At 75.6% G+C, this 19,767-nt stretch carries 14 protein-coding genes; all 14 read right to left on the bottom strand.

Annotated features, from left to right (window positions below):
- Positions 1-49 precede the first annotated feature (49 nt).
- The gene (locus ACFZCD_RS23595; RefSeq protein ID WP_391833901.1) at positions 50-631 is read right to left on the bottom strand and encodes a TetR/AcrR family transcriptional regulator; all 582 of its coding nucleotides are present in this window, start codon (positions 629-631) and stop codon (positions 50-52) included.
- 126 nt (positions 632-757) lie between these two features.
- The gene (locus ACFZCD_RS23590; protein ID WP_391833899.1) at positions 758-2,776 is read right to left on the bottom strand and encodes a DUF5107 domain-containing protein; all 2,019 of its coding nucleotides are present in this window, start codon (positions 2,774-2,776) and stop codon (positions 758-760) included.
- A gap of 163 nt (positions 2,777-2,939) precedes the next feature.
- The gene (locus ACFZCD_RS23585; RefSeq protein WP_391833897.1) at positions 2,940-3,476 is read right to left on the bottom strand and encodes a GNAT family N-acetyltransferase; all 537 of its coding nucleotides are present in this window, start codon (positions 3,474-3,476) and stop codon (positions 2,940-2,942) included.
- A 41-nt stretch (positions 3,477-3,517) separates the two neighbouring features.
- Positions 3,518-4,918, bottom strand: coding sequence for a CoA transferase (locus ACFZCD_RS23580; RefSeq protein WP_391833895.1), 1,401 nt, complete (start codon positions 4,916-4,918; stop codon positions 3,518-3,520).
- Positions 4,919-5,506: 588 nt separating this feature from the next.
- Positions 5,507-7,648 carry a CHAT domain-containing protein gene (locus ACFZCD_RS23575; protein WP_391833893.1) on the bottom strand — a complete coding sequence of 714 codons (2,142 nt, stop codon included), beginning with the start codon at positions 7,646-7,648 and terminating at the stop codon, positions 5,507-5,509.
- A gap of 1 nt (position 7,649) precedes the next feature.
- Complete coding sequence (locus tag ACFZCD_RS23570; protein WP_391833892.1) at positions 7,650-8,129, bottom strand: hypothetical protein; 480 nt, start codon at positions 8,127-8,129, stop codon at positions 7,650-7,652.
- Between the two features lie 430 nt (positions 8,130-8,559).
- On the bottom strand, positions 8,560-9,330 hold the full coding sequence (locus ACFZCD_RS23565; RefSeq protein WP_391833890.1) for a 4'-phosphopantetheinyl transferase family protein: 771 nt from the start codon (positions 9,328-9,330) through the stop codon (positions 8,560-8,562).
- Between the two features lie 102 nt (positions 9,331-9,432).
- Positions 9,433-12,714: an amino acid adenylation domain-containing protein gene (locus tag ACFZCD_RS23560; RefSeq protein ID WP_391833888.1), complete on the bottom strand. Its 3,282-nt coding sequence runs from the start codon at positions 12,712-12,714 to the stop codon at positions 9,433-9,435.
- Positions 12,711-12,941: a phosphopantetheine-binding protein gene (locus ACFZCD_RS23555; RefSeq protein WP_391833886.1), complete on the bottom strand. Its 231-nt coding sequence runs from the start codon at positions 12,939-12,941 to the stop codon at positions 12,711-12,713. The genes ACFZCD_RS23560 and ACFZCD_RS23555 overlap by 4 nt, the downstream gene beginning before the upstream one ends.
- A 5-nt stretch (positions 12,942-12,946) precedes the next feature.
- Entirely contained in the window at positions 12,947-13,579 is a 633-nt protein-coding gene (locus tag ACFZCD_RS23550) for an isochorismatase family protein (protein WP_391833884.1), read from the bottom strand.
- 78 nt (positions 13,580-13,657) lie between these two features.
- Positions 13,658-15,385, bottom strand: coding sequence for a (2,3-dihydroxybenzoyl)adenylate synthase (locus ACFZCD_RS23545; RefSeq protein WP_391833882.1), 1,728 nt, complete (start codon positions 15,383-15,385; stop codon positions 13,658-13,660).
- Positions 15,382-16,608 (bottom strand): isochorismate synthase DhbC, encoded by a 1,227-nt coding sequence (dhbC, locus tag ACFZCD_RS23540; protein WP_391833880.1) that lies wholly within the window; start codon positions 16,606-16,608, stop codon positions 15,382-15,384. The genes ACFZCD_RS23545 and dhbC overlap by 4 nt, the downstream gene beginning before the upstream one ends.
- 157 nt (positions 16,609-16,765) lie before the next feature.
- Positions 16,766-17,566, bottom strand: coding sequence for a 2,3-dihydro-2,3-dihydroxybenzoate dehydrogenase (locus tag ACFZCD_RS23535; protein WP_391833878.1), 801 nt, complete (start codon positions 17,564-17,566; stop codon positions 16,766-16,768).
- A gap of 178 nt (positions 17,567-17,744) precedes the next feature.
- Entirely contained in the window at positions 17,745-19,745 is a 2,001-nt protein-coding gene (locus ACFZCD_RS23530; RefSeq protein ID WP_391833876.1) for a prolyl oligopeptidase family serine peptidase, read from the bottom strand.
- Between the last annotated feature and the right edge of the window lie 22 nt (positions 19,746-19,767).

Raw genomic sequence — 19,767 nt, 5'->3', positions numbered from 1 at the left:
GGGCGCTCCTGAGCAAGTGGGTGGTCCGCCGGCGGGGCCGGCGGCGAGGTCAGGCCAGCAGGGCGAGGGCCTGTGCTGCGGCGTCCCGCAGCCGTGCGGAGCCGGGCGCGGCCTTGCCGACCACCCGCATGCCCTGCATGAGGACGAGCAGCATCCGGGCGAGCGCCGCGGGGTCGCGGCCTGCGGGCAGTTCGCCCTGGTCCGCCGCGCGGGTCAGGGCCGAGGTGAGCGCCGTCTCCAGGGCGAGCCAGCTGTCCTGGACGCCGCGGGCCGCGTCGGGGTCGTGCGGTGCGAGCTCGACGGCGGTGTTGGTGACGAAGCAGCCGCGCCGCAGGTCGTCCCCGGCGGCCTCGGCGGCGAAGCGCGCCACCAGCTCCCGCACGGCGGGCAGGGCCGGGCCGGGGCGCGACAACTCCTCGGCGATGCACGGGTCGTGCTGCTCGCCGTAGCGCTCCAGCGCCTTGAGGTACAGCGCGCGCTTGCTGCCGAACGTCGCGTACAGGCTGGCCCGTGCGATGCCGAGGTGACCGACGAGGTCGGCCATCGACGTCGCCTCGTAGCCGCGCCGCCAGAACAGCTCGAGGGCCGACTGGAGCGCGGCGTCCGGATCGAATTCCTTGGTCCTGGCCACGCGTTGACCGTAGCCGTTTCTGGAACGATCGGTCAAGAACGATCGGTCCAGAAACGTCAGGTTGCGGGAGGGACGAGGGTTATGGGGTGGGGGTTACGGGACGGGGCTCGGGGTTACGAGGCGGCGTCACGGGGCGGGTCGCATCCTGAAGTCATACTGCCGGGGCAGCCGTTGCCCACGCACCGTGGCGCGGATCTCCTCCGTGACGGGGCCGTCGCCCGCCCGCAGCCGCTCCTCGATCGCGTACCAGGTCTCGCCGAGGGACTCGTCGCCCTCGCGCAGGTCCTCCACCTCGAAGCCCCGGTCGAAGACCTCCCGCGCGGCCGCGGCGTCGCCCAGGGCGAGCAGGACCCGCGCCCGGAGCAGCCGGAAGCGCCCGCGCTCGCGGATGCCGGGCCGCAGGCCGTCCAGGACGCCCGCGGCGTCTCCGGCGCGGCCGGCGGCGAGCAGGGCCTCCACCGTCTCCTCGCCGAGCGCCGCCATGGCCGCGGTCCACGAGGCGCCCTCGCGCCGCTCGTCGCGGGCGTCCTCGAAGGCCTCCAGGTAGCGGTCGGCGGCGCGCTCGGGGTGGCCGTCCTCGGCGTCGGCGAAGGCCAGGCAGCGCTTGACGAACCACAGGTACTCCGCCCGCCCCTCCCAGGCGCGGACCGCCTGCGAGCGGTCGCCCGCGTGCCAGCGGGCGACCCCGAGGTGGTAGGCCCCGTAGAGGTCGCCCTCGTCGGTGGTCTCCAGGAGCTCGCGCCACTGCGGCGACACGAGCGAGGGCGGGGGCGGCAGCACCCGGGACGGCCAGGGGTGCGAGCCCGTCCGCAGGAACTCCAGCCAGGGCTCCTGCTCCTCCCCCAGCGTCTCCGGGGCGAACGGCGTGCCCGGCAGTTCGTAGTGCCCCCGCTCGGCTTCGAGGGCGCCCCAGCCGGATCCGGTGTGCAGGCTCTCCTTGGGTTCGGCGTCGGCGTACGGGCGCCACGCCGCGTACGCCGCGTCCACCTCGGCCCGGGGCAGGGCCTCCTCCAGCCGGGCCGCCGTTTCGGCGCGGGCGGCCGCCCAGTCGGCGCCGTGCACGGCCGCCGGATCCGCGGCCAGCGGGCCGTACGCCTCCAGCCAGGCGAACTCGCCTCCGGGCTCCAGCGGTACGTGCTCCAGCTGGGTGCGGGCGAGGCCGGCCTGGATCTCGGCGTAGCCGCCGGTGCCGGGCTGCGTGAGCCACTCCTGCCAGCGCCGGCCGCCGCGGCCCGAGCCCCAGACGAAGAGCTTGCGGCCGCGCAGGAGATCGGTCGAGGTCTGCACGAGGCCGTGCCCGTCCGCGCCCAGGGAGGCGATCCAGCGGCGCTCCGCGCCGGGCACGTCGTAGAAGAAGTCGGCGGCGTGCGTGCTGTTCAGCGGGTACGTGCGGTCCGCCCCCTCCCACTCCGGCACCGGGACCCGGCTCAGGCGGCGCTCGTAGCCGAACCGCCAGGCCCCCTCGGCCGGGGCCAGGACGCGCGAACCCTCCTCCTCGGGGACGGCGGTGTTCGACCACCAGTAGACGGGCGCGGGCCGGTGGTGGGGGTTGCGGATGCGCACGCCCACGTAGAGGAAGTCCGAGCCCTCGGGCAGCCACAGGTCGACCTGGAACGGAAGGTCGCGCAGGCGCTCCCACTCCCACAGGCGCAGCATCTCGCCGCCGCCGGGGGCGGGCACGCGGGCGGCGTGCAGCGGGGCCACGGACAGCGGGGTGTGGCCGGTGGCGCCGATGTTCCACTCGATGCCGCCGGAGAACCAGGCGCCGTTGAGCGCGAAGTGGGCGGGCTGCAGGACGGGGTTGGAGTAGAGCAGCTGCCGGCCCGTCGGCTTGTGTTCGAGGGAGTGGACGCGGCCGCCGAGGCCGGGGAGGACCGTGGCGCGCAGCCGGTCGTTCTCGATGACGAGGGCGTCGAGGTCGGTGAGGACGCGCTTGCGGGTGTAGTGGTCGCGGCGGCGCACGGGCAGCACGGAGCGGAGGGGCTCGTAGCCCGTCTGCCGGGCCATGTCGGCGGGCAGGCCCTTGCGCTGCGCCGCGTCGAGGCGGTGGACGTCGCGGACCGTGCGGAGGGAGGGCAGCGGATTCTCCGCGCCGAGCGGGGCGGCGGGGAGGGACAGCACGGCGCGTCGGATGGTCGTGGGCACGGCAACCTTTCTCAACCCTGGTGGTTCGGTGGCTTCTCAGCCTTGGTGGTCGTGCGTCGGTGCGGGTGCCGGTGCGGAGCCGGGCCGGGGCCGGGGCCGGTCTGCCGGCCGGCCGGGGGCGGTGGGTTCCCGGCGGTCGTCCGGTGCTGCCGGGACGGCCCCTTCAGCCCTCGTGCGGCACCATGTCGGCGGTGATCGCCCAGCGCTCGTGGTCGCGCCACGCGCCGTCGATGAAGAGGAACGCCGGGGAGAAGCCCTCCAGCCGGAAGCCCTGCCGCTTCACGAGCGCCTGCGACGCGGCGTTGCCCGGCTGGATGTTCGCCTCCAGCCGGTGCAGGCCCAGCGGGCCGAAGGCGTGGCGCAGCACGAGCCCGAGGCCCTCGCTCATGAGGCCGCGGCCCGCCGCCGGCGCGAAGGCGCCGTAGCCGAGGGCGCCGCACTGGAAGCGGCCGCGCGCGATGTTGTTGATGTTGATGAAGCCCGCCATCCGGCCGGTGTCCCGCAGGCACACGAGCAGGCCGACGCGCTGTTCCCCGTCGAGCGTGGCCGCGTACTCCGCGAAGCCGTCCGCGGTGGTGGGCATGGACAGCCACGGGTGGTGCAGGTCCGCGCTGTCCCGGACCAGGCGGGTGAACTCCGGGCCGTCCTCCGGGGTCACGGGGCGGAGGACGACGCGGCCGGCGGTCTGAACGTCTGACACCGCTTCATCGTACGGTCCGGCGGGGGTGGCGCGGCGGGCCGTCAACTCCACTCCGGCGCGTCGGCGCCGCAGCGGGCGGGCATCCTCGTCCAGTCGCGCGGGGCGCCCTCGACGTCCACCGGCGGCTGTGCGTAGCGGACGTTCCCCAGCGGTCCTCGGGCCTCGGTGAGCCACGCGTCCGGCTCGTAGGTCCCGCCGTCCGGATCACCCTCGTCGTGCGCGAGTCCGGAGGTGAGCCAGGCGGCGGTCTGCGCGAGGGCGAGCCGGGCGACGTGCGTGCCGCCCGCGGTGCACTGCTCGGTGACGGCGCGCAGGACGGCGGCCGCGAGGAGGTAGCCGGTGCCGTGGTCGAGGGCCTGGGCGGGCAGGGCGCCGGGCGTGCCGTCGGGTCCGGCCTCGGTCACGGCGATGCCACAGGCCACTTGGACGAGGCTGTCGAAGCCGCGCCGCTCGCCCCAGGGCCCGTAGGCGCCCCACGCGCTCAACTGGCCGACGACCAGCCCCGGTCGCCGCTCGGCCAGTGCCTCGGGGGCGAGCCCGAAGCGGTCGAGCGCGCCGGGGCGGTAGCCGGTCACGACGACGTCGGCGCGGGCGAGTAGTTCTTCGAAGGCCGCCCGGTCGGCGCGGTGCGCGAGGTCGAGCGCGGCCGAACGCTTGCCGAAACCGGTGTCGTTGTGCGCGTCCTGGCTCTCCGGCAGGCCGGGCGGGTCGAGCCGCAGCACGTCCGCGCCCAGCAGGCCGAGGGTGCGGGTGGCGACGGGGCCGGCGATGACGCGGGTGAGGTCGAGCACGCGCAGGCCCTGGGCGGGCGCCCCGGGGTCCCGTGGCAGGGCGCGCACGGGGCCGTCGGCGACGCGCTCCAGGGTGAGCAGGGGGCGGCGGGCCACGGCCGCGCCCTGCGGGTGGGCGGCCCACTCCTCCGGCGAACGCACCGCGACGGCCAGTCCGCCGGCCGCGACGACGGTCTCCTGGAGCTCTTCCGCGTCGCGCAGGGCGAGTTCGCCGGCGACGAGGGCGACGAGGGCCTCGTCGTCGGCCGTACGGGGCAGGCCGAGCGCCTCAATGAGGCGGGCGCGGTGGTGCGGGTAGTTGGCGTGCGTACGGAGCCAGCCGTCGCGGGTGCGCCAGAAGCGGGACAGGGGGGCGAAGGTGGTGGCGGCGCGTCCGTCGACGCGCAGGTGCCGCTCGCTGACGAACGCGGTGGCGACGGCCCCGTCGTCGACCCGCACGGCGGGCAGGGGGCCGCCGCCGCGCCGGGCTGCGGCCAGCTCGGCCGCGGCGAGGGAGGCCACGGCGACCGTGGACCGCGCCAGCTCCCGGACCGGCAGCCGCGAGGGCAGTGTGCCGCCGGGCCCGCCGTAGGCGACGGCGCCTGTGAATGCCGGGTCACCGCCGAGCGCGGCCCAGGCGTGATCGGTTCCACCAGTGGCTCTCTTGATCATCCAAGCAGTCTGCCATCGGGCCTTGCAGGCGGCCAGAGCGTGTCTCACGGATCACGGCACCCGCGCCACTTGCGGTGCCCGTGCATGCCGCCGGTCCCCCGCCGCGACGGGCGACTTTCCCGGCTCGCAGCCGGCCCCGTACGCCACGCCCGCCGGTTGCGGCGGCCCCGTGGGCCGCCGGACCCTCGCCATGGTGGCTGATCGCCGATGCGGCGGACAGTTTCTGCGGCTGGCAGTATTCCGCCGCAACGGCGAAGGACCATCACGCAGCAGACCGGCGGCGTCAACCCACCCGCAGGCGAGACCAACTCCCGCCGCGCGCCCCGCATGCCACGCCCGCCGGTTGAGGTGGCCCCGTGGGCCGCCGGTCCCTCGCCACAGTGGCTGCTCGCCGTCGCGGCCGGCGGTTTTCTTCCGCCGCAACGGCGAAGGACCACGACGCAGCAGACCGGCGGCGCCGACCCACACGCAGGCGAGGCCAAGTCCCGCCGCGCGCATCCTCCTTCCGTCGTAGCGGCGATACGCCACCCCGTGGCAGACCGGCCGTGTCCTGTCGAGCCGCACGACCGGGGCTCCGCCCGGGGCCTCTCAGTCGTCTGCCTCCGGGACCCGTGTCAACTTGATCGTTTTGTCTTCGCTGCCGCTGGCGAGCCAGTTGCCGTCCGGGCCGAAGGCGATGCAGAAGACCGTGTCGTGGTGCTGCACGCGCAGCGCACGGGTGCCGGTCGCCGTGGACCACAGGCCGGCCGTGCGGTCGGCGGAGGCGGTGGCGAGCCAGTGGCCGTCGGGGCTGAAGGCGACGGCCTTCACGGCGGCGCCGTGCCGGGCCAGGAGGCGCTGGTGGCCGCTGCCCGCGTCCCAGAGGCGTACGCAGCCGTCGTCGCCCGCCGTGGCCAGCCGGGCGCCGTCGGGGCTGAAGGCGACGGCCTTGACCGGGTGGTCGTGGCGCAGGCGCAGGAGGGCGTCGCCGCCGAGCGACCACACGCGCACCGAGCGGTCGGCCGAGGCCGAGGCGATCCGGCCGCCGTCGGGGCTGAAGGCGACGTCGGTGACGACCTGGTCGTGCCGGATGCGCAGCATCAGGTCGCCGCCGGTGGAGTCCCACAGCCGGACGGTGCGGTCGGCGGAGGCCGAGGCGACGCGGAAGCCGTCGGGGCTGAAGGCCGCGGCGAAGACGACGTGGTCGTGGCGCAGGCGCAGCAGTTCCTCGCCGTTGGAGGAGGCCCAGACGCGGACCGTGCCGTCGGCTCCTCCGGTGACGAGGCGGCGGCCGCCGGGGCTGAAGCCGGCGGCGAGGACGGACGAGAGCCGGCCGCCGACGGCCTGTTCCCAGATCCGGGTGCCGCTCAGGGCGTCCCAGACCCTGATCCGGTTGCGGGAGCCGGCCGCCAGCCGCGTTCCGTCGGGGTGGAAGGCCAGGGCCTGCACCCACTGGCGGGCGTTGAGGACGCGCGGGGTGATGCCGGGGCCGGGCGACGGCGGCCCGTCGCCGCCCGTGCCGGCCTGCGGGTCCTGCCGCGGTCTCGGCGGCACGGCGGCGGGCCGGGGCGGCCCGGCCGGAGCCCCGGGCTGCGGGCCCGAGCCCGGCTCCCGCGACGCGCCCGGCTCCCGCCCCGCGTCCGGCCCCCGCTCCCCCGCCGGCAGGTCGAAGAGGCGGGCGTCCCCGCCGCGCAGGTAGAGGACCGGCGTCGCCCACTCCAGGCTGTCGTCCTTGTCGACGACGAGGGCGATCCGCCCGACCCGTACGGCCTCGTCGACCGTGCGGCCCTCGGCCAGCGCCTGGTAGAAGGACGCGGCGAAGCGGGTGGCCGCCTTGTCGGTGACGGCGAACTGCATGGCGACGATCGCCGGCACCGTCCGCACGAGGACGGCGGCGGTGCTGGAGAAGAGGTCCTCGGCGTTGCCCATGCCGCTCTGGCAGCTGTTGAGGACGACGAGCTGGGGCTTCGGCCGGGCCACGCTGAGCAGCGAGGCGAGGGCGGAGGCGTGCAGGTGGTGCTCGCGCCCGTCCGCGCCCGCCAGCGTGAGCATGCCCTCGTGGCGCTGGGGGTCGTACGCGCCGTGCCCGATGAAGTGCAGGACGTGGCAGCCCCGGAGCAGCCTGCGGGAGAGGTCGTCCGCGGTCTGTCCCTCCACCCAGTCGAGGCCGACCAGCCCGCGCTCGGTCAGCGGGCGGAGCGCGACGGCCAGCGCGGCGCGCTCGCTCTCGGCGTCCAGGGGCGCGCGGGAGCGGGGCAGCGAGGTCATGCCGAGGACCCTGAGCGGCCGGGCGGCGCGCAGCGGGACCAGCGGCTCGGGCAGGTCGACGTAGCGGACGAGGGGCTGGTGCAGGCACAGGTAGCCGCCGAGCTCCTCGTCGTGCAGCAGTTCCCAGGGCAGGGCGGCGAGTTCGGGGGCGCGGATGCGCAGGACCATGCGGAGCGCCTGGTCGTGCTCGGCGGCGCGCTGGCGGCTGGCGAGGTACAGGCCGCGCAGGCGCTCGTCGAAGACGGTGCGGAAGAGTCGCTCCCCCACGTCCCGTACGGGCCGCTCCAGGCCGAGCGCCGCCGCCCGCGGGGTGACCGAGGAGGCGAGGACGGCCCGCTGGAGGTCGGGGAGGCGGGCGCCGATCGCGCCGGGCTCCAGGGTGACCGGGGCGGTCCCCTCGCCGGCGGGCGAGGAGACCGTCACCGCGTACGGCCCGCCGGGCCCGCCGCTGAGCTCCAGGACGAAGTCGGCGGTGCCGGTCATGTCACGTGGCCGTGCCGTGCAGCGGGCCCGCGTTCTTCCACCACGCGAGGAGCTGCCCGTACGAGGCGAGCGGGGCGTGGGCCTGCCCGATGATCTTCACGTCGTCGCTCGACCACGTGACATAGGCGTCGCCGTCCTGGGGATCCTGATAACAGGCGAGTTCGCCGACGGTCTTACCGCTGTTCTGGTATTTCTGCCGGCCGTTGAGCGGAGTGGACGAGTCGCATGAGCTCTGTGTGAAACGCACATCGCTCACCAGCCGCTGGAATCCCCCCTGGGTGCTGATGTCGTCCACGAACTGGGCGTAGACCACGGGAAATCCACCCGCCGGAGTGCACGCCACCACGGCGACGACCGACGCCGGGAATGCCGACGCGTCACCGTCGGAGCAACTGGGACGGACGGCCTCCGGCACGTGGGCGAGCAGGGACGCTGCCGCCCCCGGGGACGGAGCTGTTGCCGGCCCGGGTGCGGTGCTCACCGGCTGCACGGGCGGCTGCCCCGAAGGTGGCCTCACCAGTGGTGAAGAGGCTGGTGGCGACGGTGGCACGGATGTCTGCGATCCGGCTATCGGCGGCGTCCCGCCGGAATCCGTACGCGCCAGAAGCACGATGCTGGTGACCACGAGTCCGGCACCCAGCAGCGCCGCCGTGGACCGGATCAGCGGGCTGATCCGGGGAAAGGAAATTTCCCGGACCGAGAATCCGCTGCCGAGCAGGGAGATGAGGACCATGAGGCCCCCGAAGACGAAAAGAATGATCGAAGCAGAGGCCGGCATGTTGTCCCCCCGATGCGTCGCGACCCTCCGCGGACCAGTCAGGTTATAGGGAATTCAACGGAATGCCGCCGGGCCGTTCGGGGCACATCCGGCTCCTCGCCCCCGCGCGCTCCCGGAACGCGCCCTCACGCCCTTACGGCCGGTCCGGCACCGGCGCGTTCGCGACCGCGACGGCCGCCGCGTACCCCGGCACGGCCGGGACGTCGCTCAGCGTCCAGCCCGCGGGAGAGGCCGGCTCGGGGCCCGTGCCCACGTACGTCACCGACGGGTTCTCCGACAGGCCCGTGCCCGTGCCCTTGAGGTAGGCCTCCTTACGCGTCCAGCAGCGCGCGAAGGCGTCCGGGCGCTGCGCGGCGGGCAGCGCGGCCAGCTCCGCCGTCTCGGTGCGGTGCAGGACGCGTGCCACCTCGTCGACCACCTCGGCGGGCTGCACCTGCTCCACGTCCGCGCCGACGGGCGTGTCCGCGAAGGCGAAGAGCGCGACGTCGCCCGCGTGCGAGAGGTTGAAGTGGAGGGGCGCGCCCGCGGCCGCCGGGCGGCCGTGCGGTCCGCCGCAGCCGGGGCAGGGCTCGCGCACGAGCACGACCGCGGCCGGGTCGGTGCCCAGGTAGGCGCCGAGGAGGAGGCGCAGCCCCACGTGGGAGGCGATGTAGCGCTCGCGGTGCTGGTCGCGCACGAACGCGGCGGCGCGCTCCCGCTCCCCGGCGTCGAGGATGCGCGCGTGGTCACGCAGCGGACCGGCGAGCGGGCTGCCGGGCCGGGGGCCGCCGTGCGCGAAGCCGTCCGGCCACAGGCCGTCGAGCCGCATCAGCCAGACGTGCGGCCCGCCGGGCGTCCACGCCCCGGGCAGCGGGTCCTCTCCGAGGACCCTGGGCCGTATGCCCGGCCCGCCGCTCACACGCATCAGCTGTCTCCCAGGTGGCGGGTCACCTCCCTGGCGACCTCCGCGATCGGTCCCGGCCGCGTCATGGGTGCGTGTGCGCAGCCGGCATCGTGGTTGATCACCCTACCCGTGACGTACGGGCGCCACGCCTCCCGCGCCGCCCAGCCGGCGGGCGAGGGCGGCCGGGGTGGGGGCGCGGAAGAGGCTGCCCAGGGCGAGGGGGCCGTCCTCCCCGGCGTTCTCCCCGCCGTCCTCCGCCGTGTCGCCGCCGAAGACGTCCTGGATGCGGGCGACGAGGCGCGCCGCGAGCAGGGACGTGCCGCCGAGGGCGAAGAAGCTGTCGTCGGCGCCGACGTGGGGCAGCCCGAGGACCTCGGCGAACAGCCGCGTCAGGGTCTGCTCCCGGGATCCGGCGGGTGCCCGGCCGCCGGCGGTCGCCTCCGGGGCGGGGGCGGGCAGGGCCGCGCGGTCCAGCTTGCCGCCGGGCCCGGTCGGGAAGGCGTCCAGGACCACGACGGCGGCGGGCACCGCGCTCTCGGGCAACTGCGCGGCGAGCGCGGCGCGCAGGGCGTCCGGACCGGCCTCGGCGGCGGCATCCGCCGAGGCCGGAGTCACGTAGGCGACCAGGCGGCGGTCGCCGGGCCGGTCCTCGCGGACGACCGCGCAGGCCGCCTGGACGCGGGGGTCGGCCAGCAGGAGGGCCTCGATGCCGTCGAGTTCGACGCGCCGCCCGTGCAGCTTGACCTGGCGGTCGGTGCGGCCGAGGTATTCGGCTTCGCCGTCCGCCCGCCAGCGGGCGAGGTCGCCGGTGCGGTACATGCGGGCGCCGGGCCCCGCGAAGGGGTCGTCGACGAACCGTTCGGCCGTGAGGCCGGGCCGGCCCAGGTAGCCGGTGGCGAGCTGGGCGCCGGCCAGGTAGAGCTCGCCGGGCACGCCGGGCGGGCAGGGGTGCAGGGCCGCGTCGAGGATGTAGAGGCGGGTGTTCCAGGCGGGCCGTCCGAGGGGGACGGGACCGGTGTCGCCCGGCCGGCAGGTGTGGTGGGTGACGTCGACGGCGGCTTCGGCCGGCCCGTAGAGGTTGTGCAGCGAGGTGCCGGGGAGGAGCCGGTGGAAGGCGTCGGCGGTGGCGCGCGGCAGGACTTCGCCACTGCTGAAGACGTGCCGCAGCCCGGTGCAGCCGGCCGTGCCGGGTGCGGTGAGGAAGAGCTGCAGCAGGGACGGCACGAAGTGCGCGACGGTGACGCCGTGCGTGCGGATGGTGCGGGCGAGCTCCGCGGGGTCGCGGTGGGCGCCGGGCCCGGCGACGACGAGGGTGGCGCCCTCGCGCAGCGGCCAGAAGAGCTCCCACACGGAGACGTCGAAGCCGGCGGGCGCCTTGTGCAGGACGCGGTCGCCGGGGGCCAGCGGGAAGAGGCCCTGCATCCAGCGCAGCCGGTTGTCGATCGCCGCGTGCGGGACGACGACGCCCTTGGGGGCTCCGGTGGAGCCGGAGGTGTGCAGGACGTACGCGGGGTGCTGGGGCGTCAGAGCCCGGCCGGGGTCGGTGGGCAGGTGGGCGGCGAGCGCGGCGCGCACGGCCGGGTCGTCGAGCGCGACGACGGGTGCCGCACCCGCGGGCAGGGCGGCGGCGCCGGCGCGGTCGGTCACGACGCAGGCCGGTGCGGCGGTCCTCAGCGTCCCGCGCAGCCGCCCGGCCGGGTCCGCGGTGTCGAGCGGCAGGTACGCGCCGCCCGCCTTGAGGACGGCGAGCAGGGCCACGACGAGCTCGGTGGAGCGCGGCAGGGCGACGGCGGCGAGGGTGCCGGGCCGGACGCCGAGCGTGGCGAGGTGGCGGGCGAGCCGGTTGGCGCGCGCGTTGAGCTCGGCGTAGGTGAGGGTCTCGGGGCCGCAGACCAGGGCGGTGGCGTGCGGGGTGCGGGCGGCGCGGGCCTCGACGGGGCCGATGAGGGTGGTGGGCGGCACCTCGGTGGCGGTGTCGTTGAACTCGGCGAGGACCTGCCGGCGCTCGGCGGCGGTGGCCAGGGGGAGGCCGCCGGTCGGCAGGTGCGGGTCGCTGCGGGCGATGCGGGTCAGCAGGTCGGCGAACCGGGCCTGGTGGGCGGCGAGTTCGTCCTGGCCGTAGCGGGCGGGGTTGGCGTCGTAGTCGATGCGCAGCCCGCTGCCGTCGGCGCGGTCGCGGATGCCGACGGTGAGGTCGTCGACGGGCCCGGGGGCGAGGTTGTGCGCGTCGGAGCGGGCGCCGGCGAACGTGAGCCCGTAGTCGAAGGGCATGACGTTGACGAGGGGGCCGGTGAGCGGCCGGCCCTCGCCGAGGAGGCCGAGGTCGCGGCGGATGTCCTCGTAGCGGTAGCGCTGGTGGCGGCGGGCGGCCCGGATGCCGAGGACGGTCTGGTGGACGAGTTCGGCGAAGGTCGTGTCGGGGGTGACGGTCAGGCGCAGCGGCAGCACGTTCATGACGGTGCCGGGGACGCGCAGGGCGACGGAGCCCATGCGGCCCATTATGGGCAGGCCGAGGACGACGTCCTCGCTGCGGGTGGCGCGCGAGAGGTGCAGGGCCTGGGCGGCGAGGACGACGTCGGTCCAGGTGGCCCGCACGGCCGCGGCCAGGCGGCGCAGCGCGGCGGTCGTCTCCGGGCCGAGGTGGGCGGTGGCGCGCAGGTGGGTGCGGGAGGGCAGGGCGGGGCGGCCCGGTGAGGCGAGGGTGGGGGCCTCGGGGCGGTCGGCGAAGACGGTCAGCCAGTGGGCGCGGTCGCGGGTGCGGGTGGCGGAGCCGCGGTAGGCGGCGTCCTCGTCCACGAGGTCGGCGAGCCGGCCGAAGGGGCTGGGGGCGGGGTCCTCTCCGGTGGCCAGGGCGGTGTAGAGCTCGGCGACACGGCGGGCGACGAGGGAGTGGCCGTAGCCGTCGAGGACGGCGTGGTGGACGCGCTGGTACCACAGCCAGCGTTCGTCGCCGGTGCGCAGGAGGGCGTGGGAGAAGAGCGGGCCGCGGGCGAGGTCGAAGGGCTCGGCGAGGCCGGCGCGCATCAGGGCGAGTGCGGCCGCGCCGGGGTCGGGCTCGCCGCGGAGGTCCGCGGTGTGCAGCGGGAAGCCGTGGCCGGGCGCCTCGACGGCGATGGGGAACTGGCGCGGGCCGGCGGGGGTGTCGGCGATGCGGACGCGCAGGGCGTCGGCCTCGCCGACGGTGCGGTGCAGGGCCTCGGCGAAGAGGCCGGGGTCGATGTCGCCGTGGATCTCCAGGTACTCGGCCGTGCCGAGGGCGGGGCTGCCGGGGTCGAGCGCCTGGGCGAACCACATGCCCGTCTGGGCGGCCGTCAGGGGGAGGCCCTCCGGCGCGGGGGCCCGCCCGGCGCCGGTGCTGCCGGGCAGGCCGCGGGTCCCAGCCCGGTCGAGCGTGCGGGCGTTCACGTCCTCGCTCCCAGCAGCGGTGCCCACTGCTCTATGGCCGGCTGCTCGGCGAGGGTCACGAAGGTGACGTCGGTGCCGTGGTCGCGGCGCCAGCGCTCGACGAGGGTCATGATGCGGACCGAGTCGAGGCCGTAGTCGGTGAGGTTCTCGTCGTCGGGGATGTCCGCCGGGTCCTCGCCGAGCACGTCGGCGACGTCGGCCCGGATCTGGTCGAGGGTGAGTGCCATGGGAGTTACGCCCCTTCGAAGAGCCGGTCGGTGGTGGTCACTACGGCGCACTTGGCGGCTGCCCAGCGCAGCGCCATGGCGTGGTCGGCGGCCGAGAAGTCGGCGACGGCGTCGGCGACGAGGAAGGGCCGGATGTCGCGCATCCAGGCGTCGCAGGCGCTCATCATGACGCCGATGTGGGCGTACACGCCGACGATGATCAGCTGGTCGCGGCCCTGGGCGGCCATCCGCCCGGCGAGGTCGGTGCGCACGAAGGCGCTGTACTTCCACTTGGTGAGGACCGTGTCGGCGGCGGTCGGCGCGACGGCGTCGGCTATGGCCTTCGCGTGCTCGTCGTCGGGCAGGCCGGGGCCCCAGAAGTCCTGCTGGAGGCCGCGCTCGGCGGGGCTCTGGCCGCCGGGCTGGGCGGAGTAGACGACGGGGACGCCGAGGCGCTCGCAGCCCTTCTTCACGGCGGCGACGTTGGCGAGCAGCTCCGTGACGGGCGAGGCCCCGGCCTCGAACGCGTCGAGGAAGTAGTTCTGCAGGTCGTGCACGAGCAGCACGGCGCGGTCCGGGTCGACGGTCCAGCCGGCCTTGTTCGGGGGCAGGTCGGCCGCCCCCGGCATGGGGTAGGGGGCGATGGCGGGCAGAGCCATGGTGTTCGGTGGGCCTTTCTCGGTGCTGTCTGCGGTGCTGTGTGCTGCTGTGCTGTGCTGTTTCTGCTGTGCTGTCCGCTACTGCGCTGTGTGCGGTGCCGTTTCCTGTACGGCCGTTCCCTGTGCTGCCGTTTCCTGTGCTGCCGCGGCGGCGACCCGTGCGGCGATGGCCGCGCGGAGCTCTTTCTTCGACACCTTGCCGATGCCCGTCTGCGGGAACTCCGTCACGAACTCCACCCGGTCGGGGACCTTGAAGGCGGCCAGACCGCGCTCGCGGACGAACTTCTTGACGTGCACGGACCGCACGGGGCCGGCGTCCTCGCGCAGCACGACGTAGGCGCACGTGCGCTCGCCCAGGTAGGCGTCGGGCATGGAGACGACGGCGGCGTCGTGCACGGCCGGGTGGGCGAGGATGTGGTTCTCGATCTCCTCGGCTGCGACCTTCTCGCCGCCGCGGTTGATCTGGTCCTTGGCCCGGCCCTCGACCACGAGGTGGCCGGTCTCCGTGAGCCGGACGACGTCGCCGGTGCGGTAGAAGCCGTCGGCGGTGAAGGCGGTGGCGTTGTGCGCGGGGGCGCGCCAGTAGCCCCGGATGGTGTACGGGCCGCGGGTCAGCAGGTGACCGGTCTCACCCGCGGGCAGGTCGTTGTCCTGGTCGTCGACGACGCGGATCTCGTCGTCGGGCGAGACGGGGCGGCCCTGGGTGGTGACGATCGTCTCCTCGGGGTCGTCCAGGCGGGTGTAGTTCACGAGCCCCTCGGCCATGCCGAAGACCTGCTGGAGGGTGCAGCCGAGGGCCGGGCGCACGCGGCGCGCCGCCTCCTCGCTGAACTTCGCGCCGCCCACCAGCAGGACCCGCAGGCTGCTCAGGTCGTACGGGGTGGTGGCCGCGGCCTCGGTCCAGAGGAGGGCCAGCGGCGGGACGAGGCCCGTGAGGGTGACGCCCTCGCGCTCGATGAGGGGGAACGCCACGTCGGGGCTGGGGCGGGGGGCGAGGACGACGCGGGCACCGGCGTAGAGCGCGCCGAGCGTGCCCGGGGAGCTGAGGGGGAAGTTGTGGGCGGCCGGCAGCGCGCACAGGTAGACGCTGTTCTCGTCGACCGCGCAGATCTCGTTGGAGCCGCGCAGCGAGTAGATGTAGTCGTCGTGGGTGCGCGGGATGAGCTTGGGGACGCCGGTGGAGCCGCCGGAGAGCTGGAGGAAGGCCAGGTCGTGCGGGGCGGGGACGTCGTCGACCGGCACGGGAGCGGTGGGGACGGCGGAGAGCGCGGTGTGCTCGCCCGGCTCGCCGGCGACGAAGACGTGCTTGAGGCCGGGGACCTCCGCGCGGACCCGGGTGGCCAGCTCGCGGTAGTCGTAGCCCTCGGCGGTGTCGGCGATGACGTAGGCGGCGGCCTCGGTGAAGGCGCAGAAGTGGCGGATCTCGGTCTCGCGGTGGGCGGGCAGCGCGAAGACGGGGAGGGCGCCGATGCGGAAGAGCGCGAAGACGACCTCGAAGAACTCGGCGGTGTTGGGCAGCTGGACGACGACGCGGTCGCCCTTGCCGATGCCGCGGGCGAGGAAGCCGGCGGCCATCCGGTCGGCGCGCACGTCGAGCTCCCCGTACGTCCAGCGCCTCCCCTCCCCCGCGGGGTCCACGATCGCGACGCGGTCCGGGTGCGCCCGGGCGCGCTCGCGCAGCATCCGGCCGAACGTTTCTCCGCGCCAGTGGCCCGCCGCGCGGTAGCGCTCGGCGAACTCGGCGGGGTAGCCCGGGGCGTCGGGCGTCTCGTCCGGGGGCACGGTCGCGGCCGCGGTCCCGGTCACTGGTCGGCCCCCGCGGCCTGCAGGAACGTGCGGAACTTGGCGCCGGTCTCGGCCGTCTCGGCCTCCGGCGAGGACTGCGCGACGACGCCCGCCCCGGCGTAGAGCCGCAGGGTGCGCTCGTTCGCCTCGGCGCAGCGGATGGTGACGACCCATTCGCCGTCGCCGCTCGCGTCGCCCCAGCCGACCATGCCGGTGAAGAAGCCCCGGTCGAAGGGTTCCAGCTCGCCGATGACGCCGCGCGCGGTGGCGGACGGGGTGCCGCAGACGGCGGGCGTGGGGTGCAGCGCGGAGGCGAGCTCCAGTGCGGAGACGGCGGGGTCGGCCGGTTCGCCGGTCACGGTGGTCGACAGGTGCCACATGGCGGCGGTCCGGACGAGCGTGGGCCGCTCGGGCACGTGCAGGCTGCGGCAGTACGGGGCGAGTGCCTCGCGGACGGCGTCCACGACGACGGCGTGCTCGTGGAGGTCCTTCTCCGACTGCAGGAGGGCGGCGGCGCGCCGGACGTCCTCGGCGAGGTCGGAGCTGCGCGGCGTGGAGCCGGCCAGCGGGTTGGCGACGAGCGTGCCGCCGCGCCGGGAGACCAGCAGCTCGGGGCTCGCGCCGAGCAGGGTGCGGCCGTGGCCGGCGGGCAGGGCGAAGGTGTAGCCGGCGGGGTCGCGGCGGGCCAGGCGCTGCAGCAGGGCGGGCAGGTCCAGGTCGCGGTCGCAGGTGAGCTCCAGGGTGCGGGCGAGGACGACCTTGCCGAAGTCCCCGCGGCGCATGCGGCGGACGGCCTCGGCGACCGCGGCGCCGTAGCCTGCGGGCGCGGGCACGGGGCGGACCTCCCAGCGGGCGGCGCCCGGGGCGGCGGCGGGCAGGGCCACCAGTGGGTCCTGGGCGAGCGGCGGCGCCCAGCGGACGGCCTCGGGCACGGCCAGCGCGGCGGGCGCGGCGGAGTCGAAGGGGATCGCACCGACGACGACCGGTGCCGCGTCACCGGCCCGCAGACGGGCCCGGAGGGTCTCGGCGACGCGCTGCGCCACGGGGGCGGTGCCGTGCGGCACTTCGGCGCGGGTGCCGTGGGCGAGGAGGGTGCGGGTGGGCGAGGCGAAGAAGCGGGTGCGGCCCGGTTCGTAGGCGTCGAGGAGCGCGGTGGCGGCACCGACGGTGCCGGCGGGGGCGGTGCCGCACCCGGGGACGTCCGGTCTGCTCGTCCGGTCGGCGACTTGGTGAGCCGTGGTCACCTGCTGCTCCTTTTCGTTCCGGTGGGTCGCACCGGCTGGGTTTTGCGTGCTCGTGGTGTCCTCGGGCGCCCGGACGGGCTCAAAATCTTTTGAGCCCGTCCGGCGATTGAGGACCGGGGTCCGGGGCGGAGCCCCCGGGGGGGGAGAGACGGTGCGCTCAGGCGCGCAGGGTGGCCCCGCCGTCGACGTACAGGTCGTGCATCGTGATGTGCCGGGCCCTGTCCGAGACGAGGAAGGCGACGGCATCGGCGATGTCCGAGGGCTCGGCGATGCGGCCGAGGGGGATGCCGACGCGGTACGACTCCGGGTCGCCCTCGACGACGCGCCGCGGGGTCTGTTCGTCGGCCCACAGCCCGCGCTGCATGGCGGTGTCGGTGGAGCCGGGCGACACGACGTTGCAGCGGATGCCGCTGCGGGCCAGCTCCAGGCCGAGGCACTTGGTGAACATGGTGGCGGCGGCCTTGGAGGCGGCGTAGGCGGCCATGCTGGTGCGCGGCACGCCCGCGGCGTTGGAGCCGACGGTGACGATGCAGCCGGAGCGGCGCCCGGTCATCCGGCGGGCGACGGCGCGCGAGGTGTTGAAGACGCCGGTGGAGTTCACGGCGAAGGTGCGGTGCCAGACGTCGTCGGTGATGTCGACGACGGGCGAAGTGCGCAGCACACCGGCGACATTGACGAGGATGCCGATGGGGCCGAGGGTGTTTTCGACCTCCTCGACGACGGCCTCGACGGCGGTGCTGTCGGCGACGTCGGCGGTGTGGGCGGTGACCGGCCGGTCGCCGTCCCCGGCGAACTCGGCCTCCAGGGCCTTGATGCCGTCCGGGGTCCAGTCGAGGGCCGCGACGCGCGCTCCACGGGCGACGAGGGCGCGGGTCACGGCCTCGCCTATGCCCTGACCGGCGCCGGTGACCAGCGCGATACGGCCGGAGAGTTCTGACTGCTGCTCTGACTGCTGCACGGCATTTCCCCCGATTCCGACTCGAAGTAAGGTAAGGCTTACCTTACACAACTTGATCGACCGGAACGCCCGGCCGCCAAGGGACGCACGGCAGGACTTAGGTTAGGCTAACCTCAGCATCTTGCCCATAGGGCGGACGGCCCCGGCCGCCCGCCCCACGGCAGAACCCGAGTGCGCGTCAGGTCGCGAGCTCCAGGACCGGCACGCCCGGCACGGTGACCCCGAAGGCCCGGGCGTACAGCGCCAGTTCGGCCTCCAGGGCCCGGACCTTGGTGGCGGCACGGCGGAAGCCGTGGCCCTCGCCCTCGAAGGCGAGGTACGTGTGCGGCACCCCGCGGCCGGCCATCGCCGCCAGCAGCCGCTCGCTCTGCGCGGGCGGGCAGACGGGGTCGGCCGTCCCCTGCAGCAGCAGGAAGGGCGCGGAGATCCGGTCCGCCCGGTGCAGCGGCGAGCGCTCGGTGTACAGCTCCGGCACCTCGTCCCGCGGGCCGATCAGCCAGTCCAGGTAGCGCGACTCGAAGTCGTGCGTGCCGCCCTCCGCCGTCCAGCCCTCCAGGTCCAGCACCGGGTAGAGGACCGTGCCGCACGCGTACAGCGACGTGGCCGCCAGGGAGGCCACGGCCGTCCAGCCGCCCGCGCTGCCGCCGCGGATCGCGATCCGGGCCGGGTCGGCGAGGCCCTCGGCGGCGAGCGCCGTGGCCACCGCCGCGCAGTCCTCCACGTCCACCAGGCCCCACTGCCCCCGCAGCCGCTCGCGGTAGGCGCGCCCGTACCCCGTCGAACCGCCGTAGTTCACCTCGGCGACGCCGATGCCCCGCGAGGTGAAGAAGACCGTCACCAGGTCGAGCACGAGCGGCGAACGGGCGGTCGGGCCACCGTGCGCCCACACCACGTACGGCGGCAGCTCGCCGTCCGGTGCGGTGTGGCCGGGGTTGCGCGGCGGGTAGAGGTGGGCGTGCACCTCGCGCCCGTCCGGCCCGGCGAACGTGCGCACCACCGGCTCGGGGTAGTAGGCCGGGTCCACGCGGTCGGCGTGCCGGGCGCCGACGGACCGGGCCCGGCCGGTGCAGACGTCGAGCTCCACGACCTCGTACGCGCTGTACGGGCTCGCGGCGATCCCCACCGCGCGGGTGCCGCTCACCGCCAGGGTCGGCGCCCACTCGGTCCACGGCCCGGCGACGTCGGCGATCTCCCCGCTCGCCGGGTCGAGGATGCCGAGGACCGCGGCGCCCCGGCCGTGCACGGTGGCGATCAGCCCGCCGGGCAGGGGCGCGAACCAGCGCTGCCCCACGCGCCACAGCGGGCCCGCGAACTCCTCCTCGCGGCGGCACAGCGCCGTGCACTCCCCCGTCCCGGGATCCACGCGGTACAGGTTCCACCAGCCGGTGCGGTCGCTCGCCGCCACCAGCGAGCCGTCCCCGGCCCACTCGGCCTGGGCGACGGACTCCGCCGGCCCGCCCAGCACGGTCCGGGCGTCCGTGAGCCGCCCCTCCGCGGAGACCCGGGCCACCTTCAGCTCCGTGCCCTCCCAGGGCATCCGGGGATGGTCCCAGGCGATCCAGGCCGCCAGCCGGCCGCCGGGCGAGAGCCGCGGCCCGGTGACGAAGCGGTTCCGGCCGTCCGTCAGCTCCCGGACCGCGCCCCGGTCCCGCGCCGCGGAGCCGTCCAGCGGCACGGCCGCCAGGAGCCGGCGCACGTCGCAGGGGCCCTCGCCCGTGAACTCCTCCAGGACGCACCACACTTCGCCGCGATCCGGCAGCAGCACGGGATCGGCCCAGCGCAGCCCCCCGCCCACGGACGACACGGGCGTCAGCGGCCGCGGCACGCTCCCCTGGGCGCCCGCGGGGGCATCGGGCTCGAACGCGTACAGCCGCTGGTCGGCGAAGTGCGTGAAGACCACGAGCGGGCCCCCGGAGGGCCGGGCCACCGCCGCCCACGGCAGGCCGCCGTACTCCACGACCCGGTTGCGCACGTTCCACGGAGCGGGCAGCACCGTCTCCTCCACGCCGCCGGGCCGCCGCCGCACCAGGGTGAAGCGGCCCTCCTCCTCCGGGCGCGGGGCGACCCACCACAGCTCCTCACCGACCGTGCCCACGAAGTCGGGGCCACCTCCGCGCGACGCGACGAGCTCCGCGCCGACCGGGGACTGCCAGGCTCCGTAGGGCACCGTGGACACCATGATCTGCTACGCCTCCTCGAAA

Origin of the sequence: Streptomyces sp. NPDC008001 (genome assembly GCF_042958085.1) — a bacterium.
In the GTDB taxonomy this organism is placed as follows: domain Bacteria; phylum Actinomycetota; class Actinomycetes; order Streptomycetales; family Streptomycetaceae; genus Streptomyces.
The sequence above is the reverse complement of the archived record's forward strand: the minus strand, read 5'-3'. Positions and strand labels throughout refer to the sequence as shown.

What these genes read in the sequence shown, in the direction of transcription:
- ACFZCD_RS23555 (WP_391833886.1), bottom strand. Translation starts at nt 12,941, where the DNA reads ATGGCACTCACCCTCGACCAGATCCGGGCCGACGTCGCCGACGTGCTC.
- ACFZCD_RS23550 (WP_391833884.1), bottom strand. Translation starts at nt 13,579, where the DNA reads ATGGCTCTGCCCGCCATCGCCCCCTACCCCATGCCGGGGGCGGCCGAC.
- ACFZCD_RS23575 (WP_391833893.1), bottom strand. Translation starts at nt 7,648, where the DNA reads ATGACCGGCACCGCCGACTTCGTCCTGGAGCTCAGCGGCGGGCCCGGC.
- ACFZCD_RS23530 (WP_391833876.1), bottom strand. Translation starts at nt 19,745, where the DNA reads ATGGTGTCCACGGTGCCCTACGGAGCCTGGCAGTCCCCGGTCGGCGCG.
- ACFZCD_RS23580 (WP_391833895.1), bottom strand. Translation starts at nt 4,918, where the DNA reads ATGATCAAGAGAGCCACTGGTGGAACCGATCACGCCTGGGCCGCGCTC.
- ACFZCD_RS23565 (WP_391833890.1), bottom strand. Translation starts at nt 9,330, where the DNA reads ATGCGTGTGAGCGGCGGGCCGGGCATACGGCCCAGGGTCCTCGGAGAG.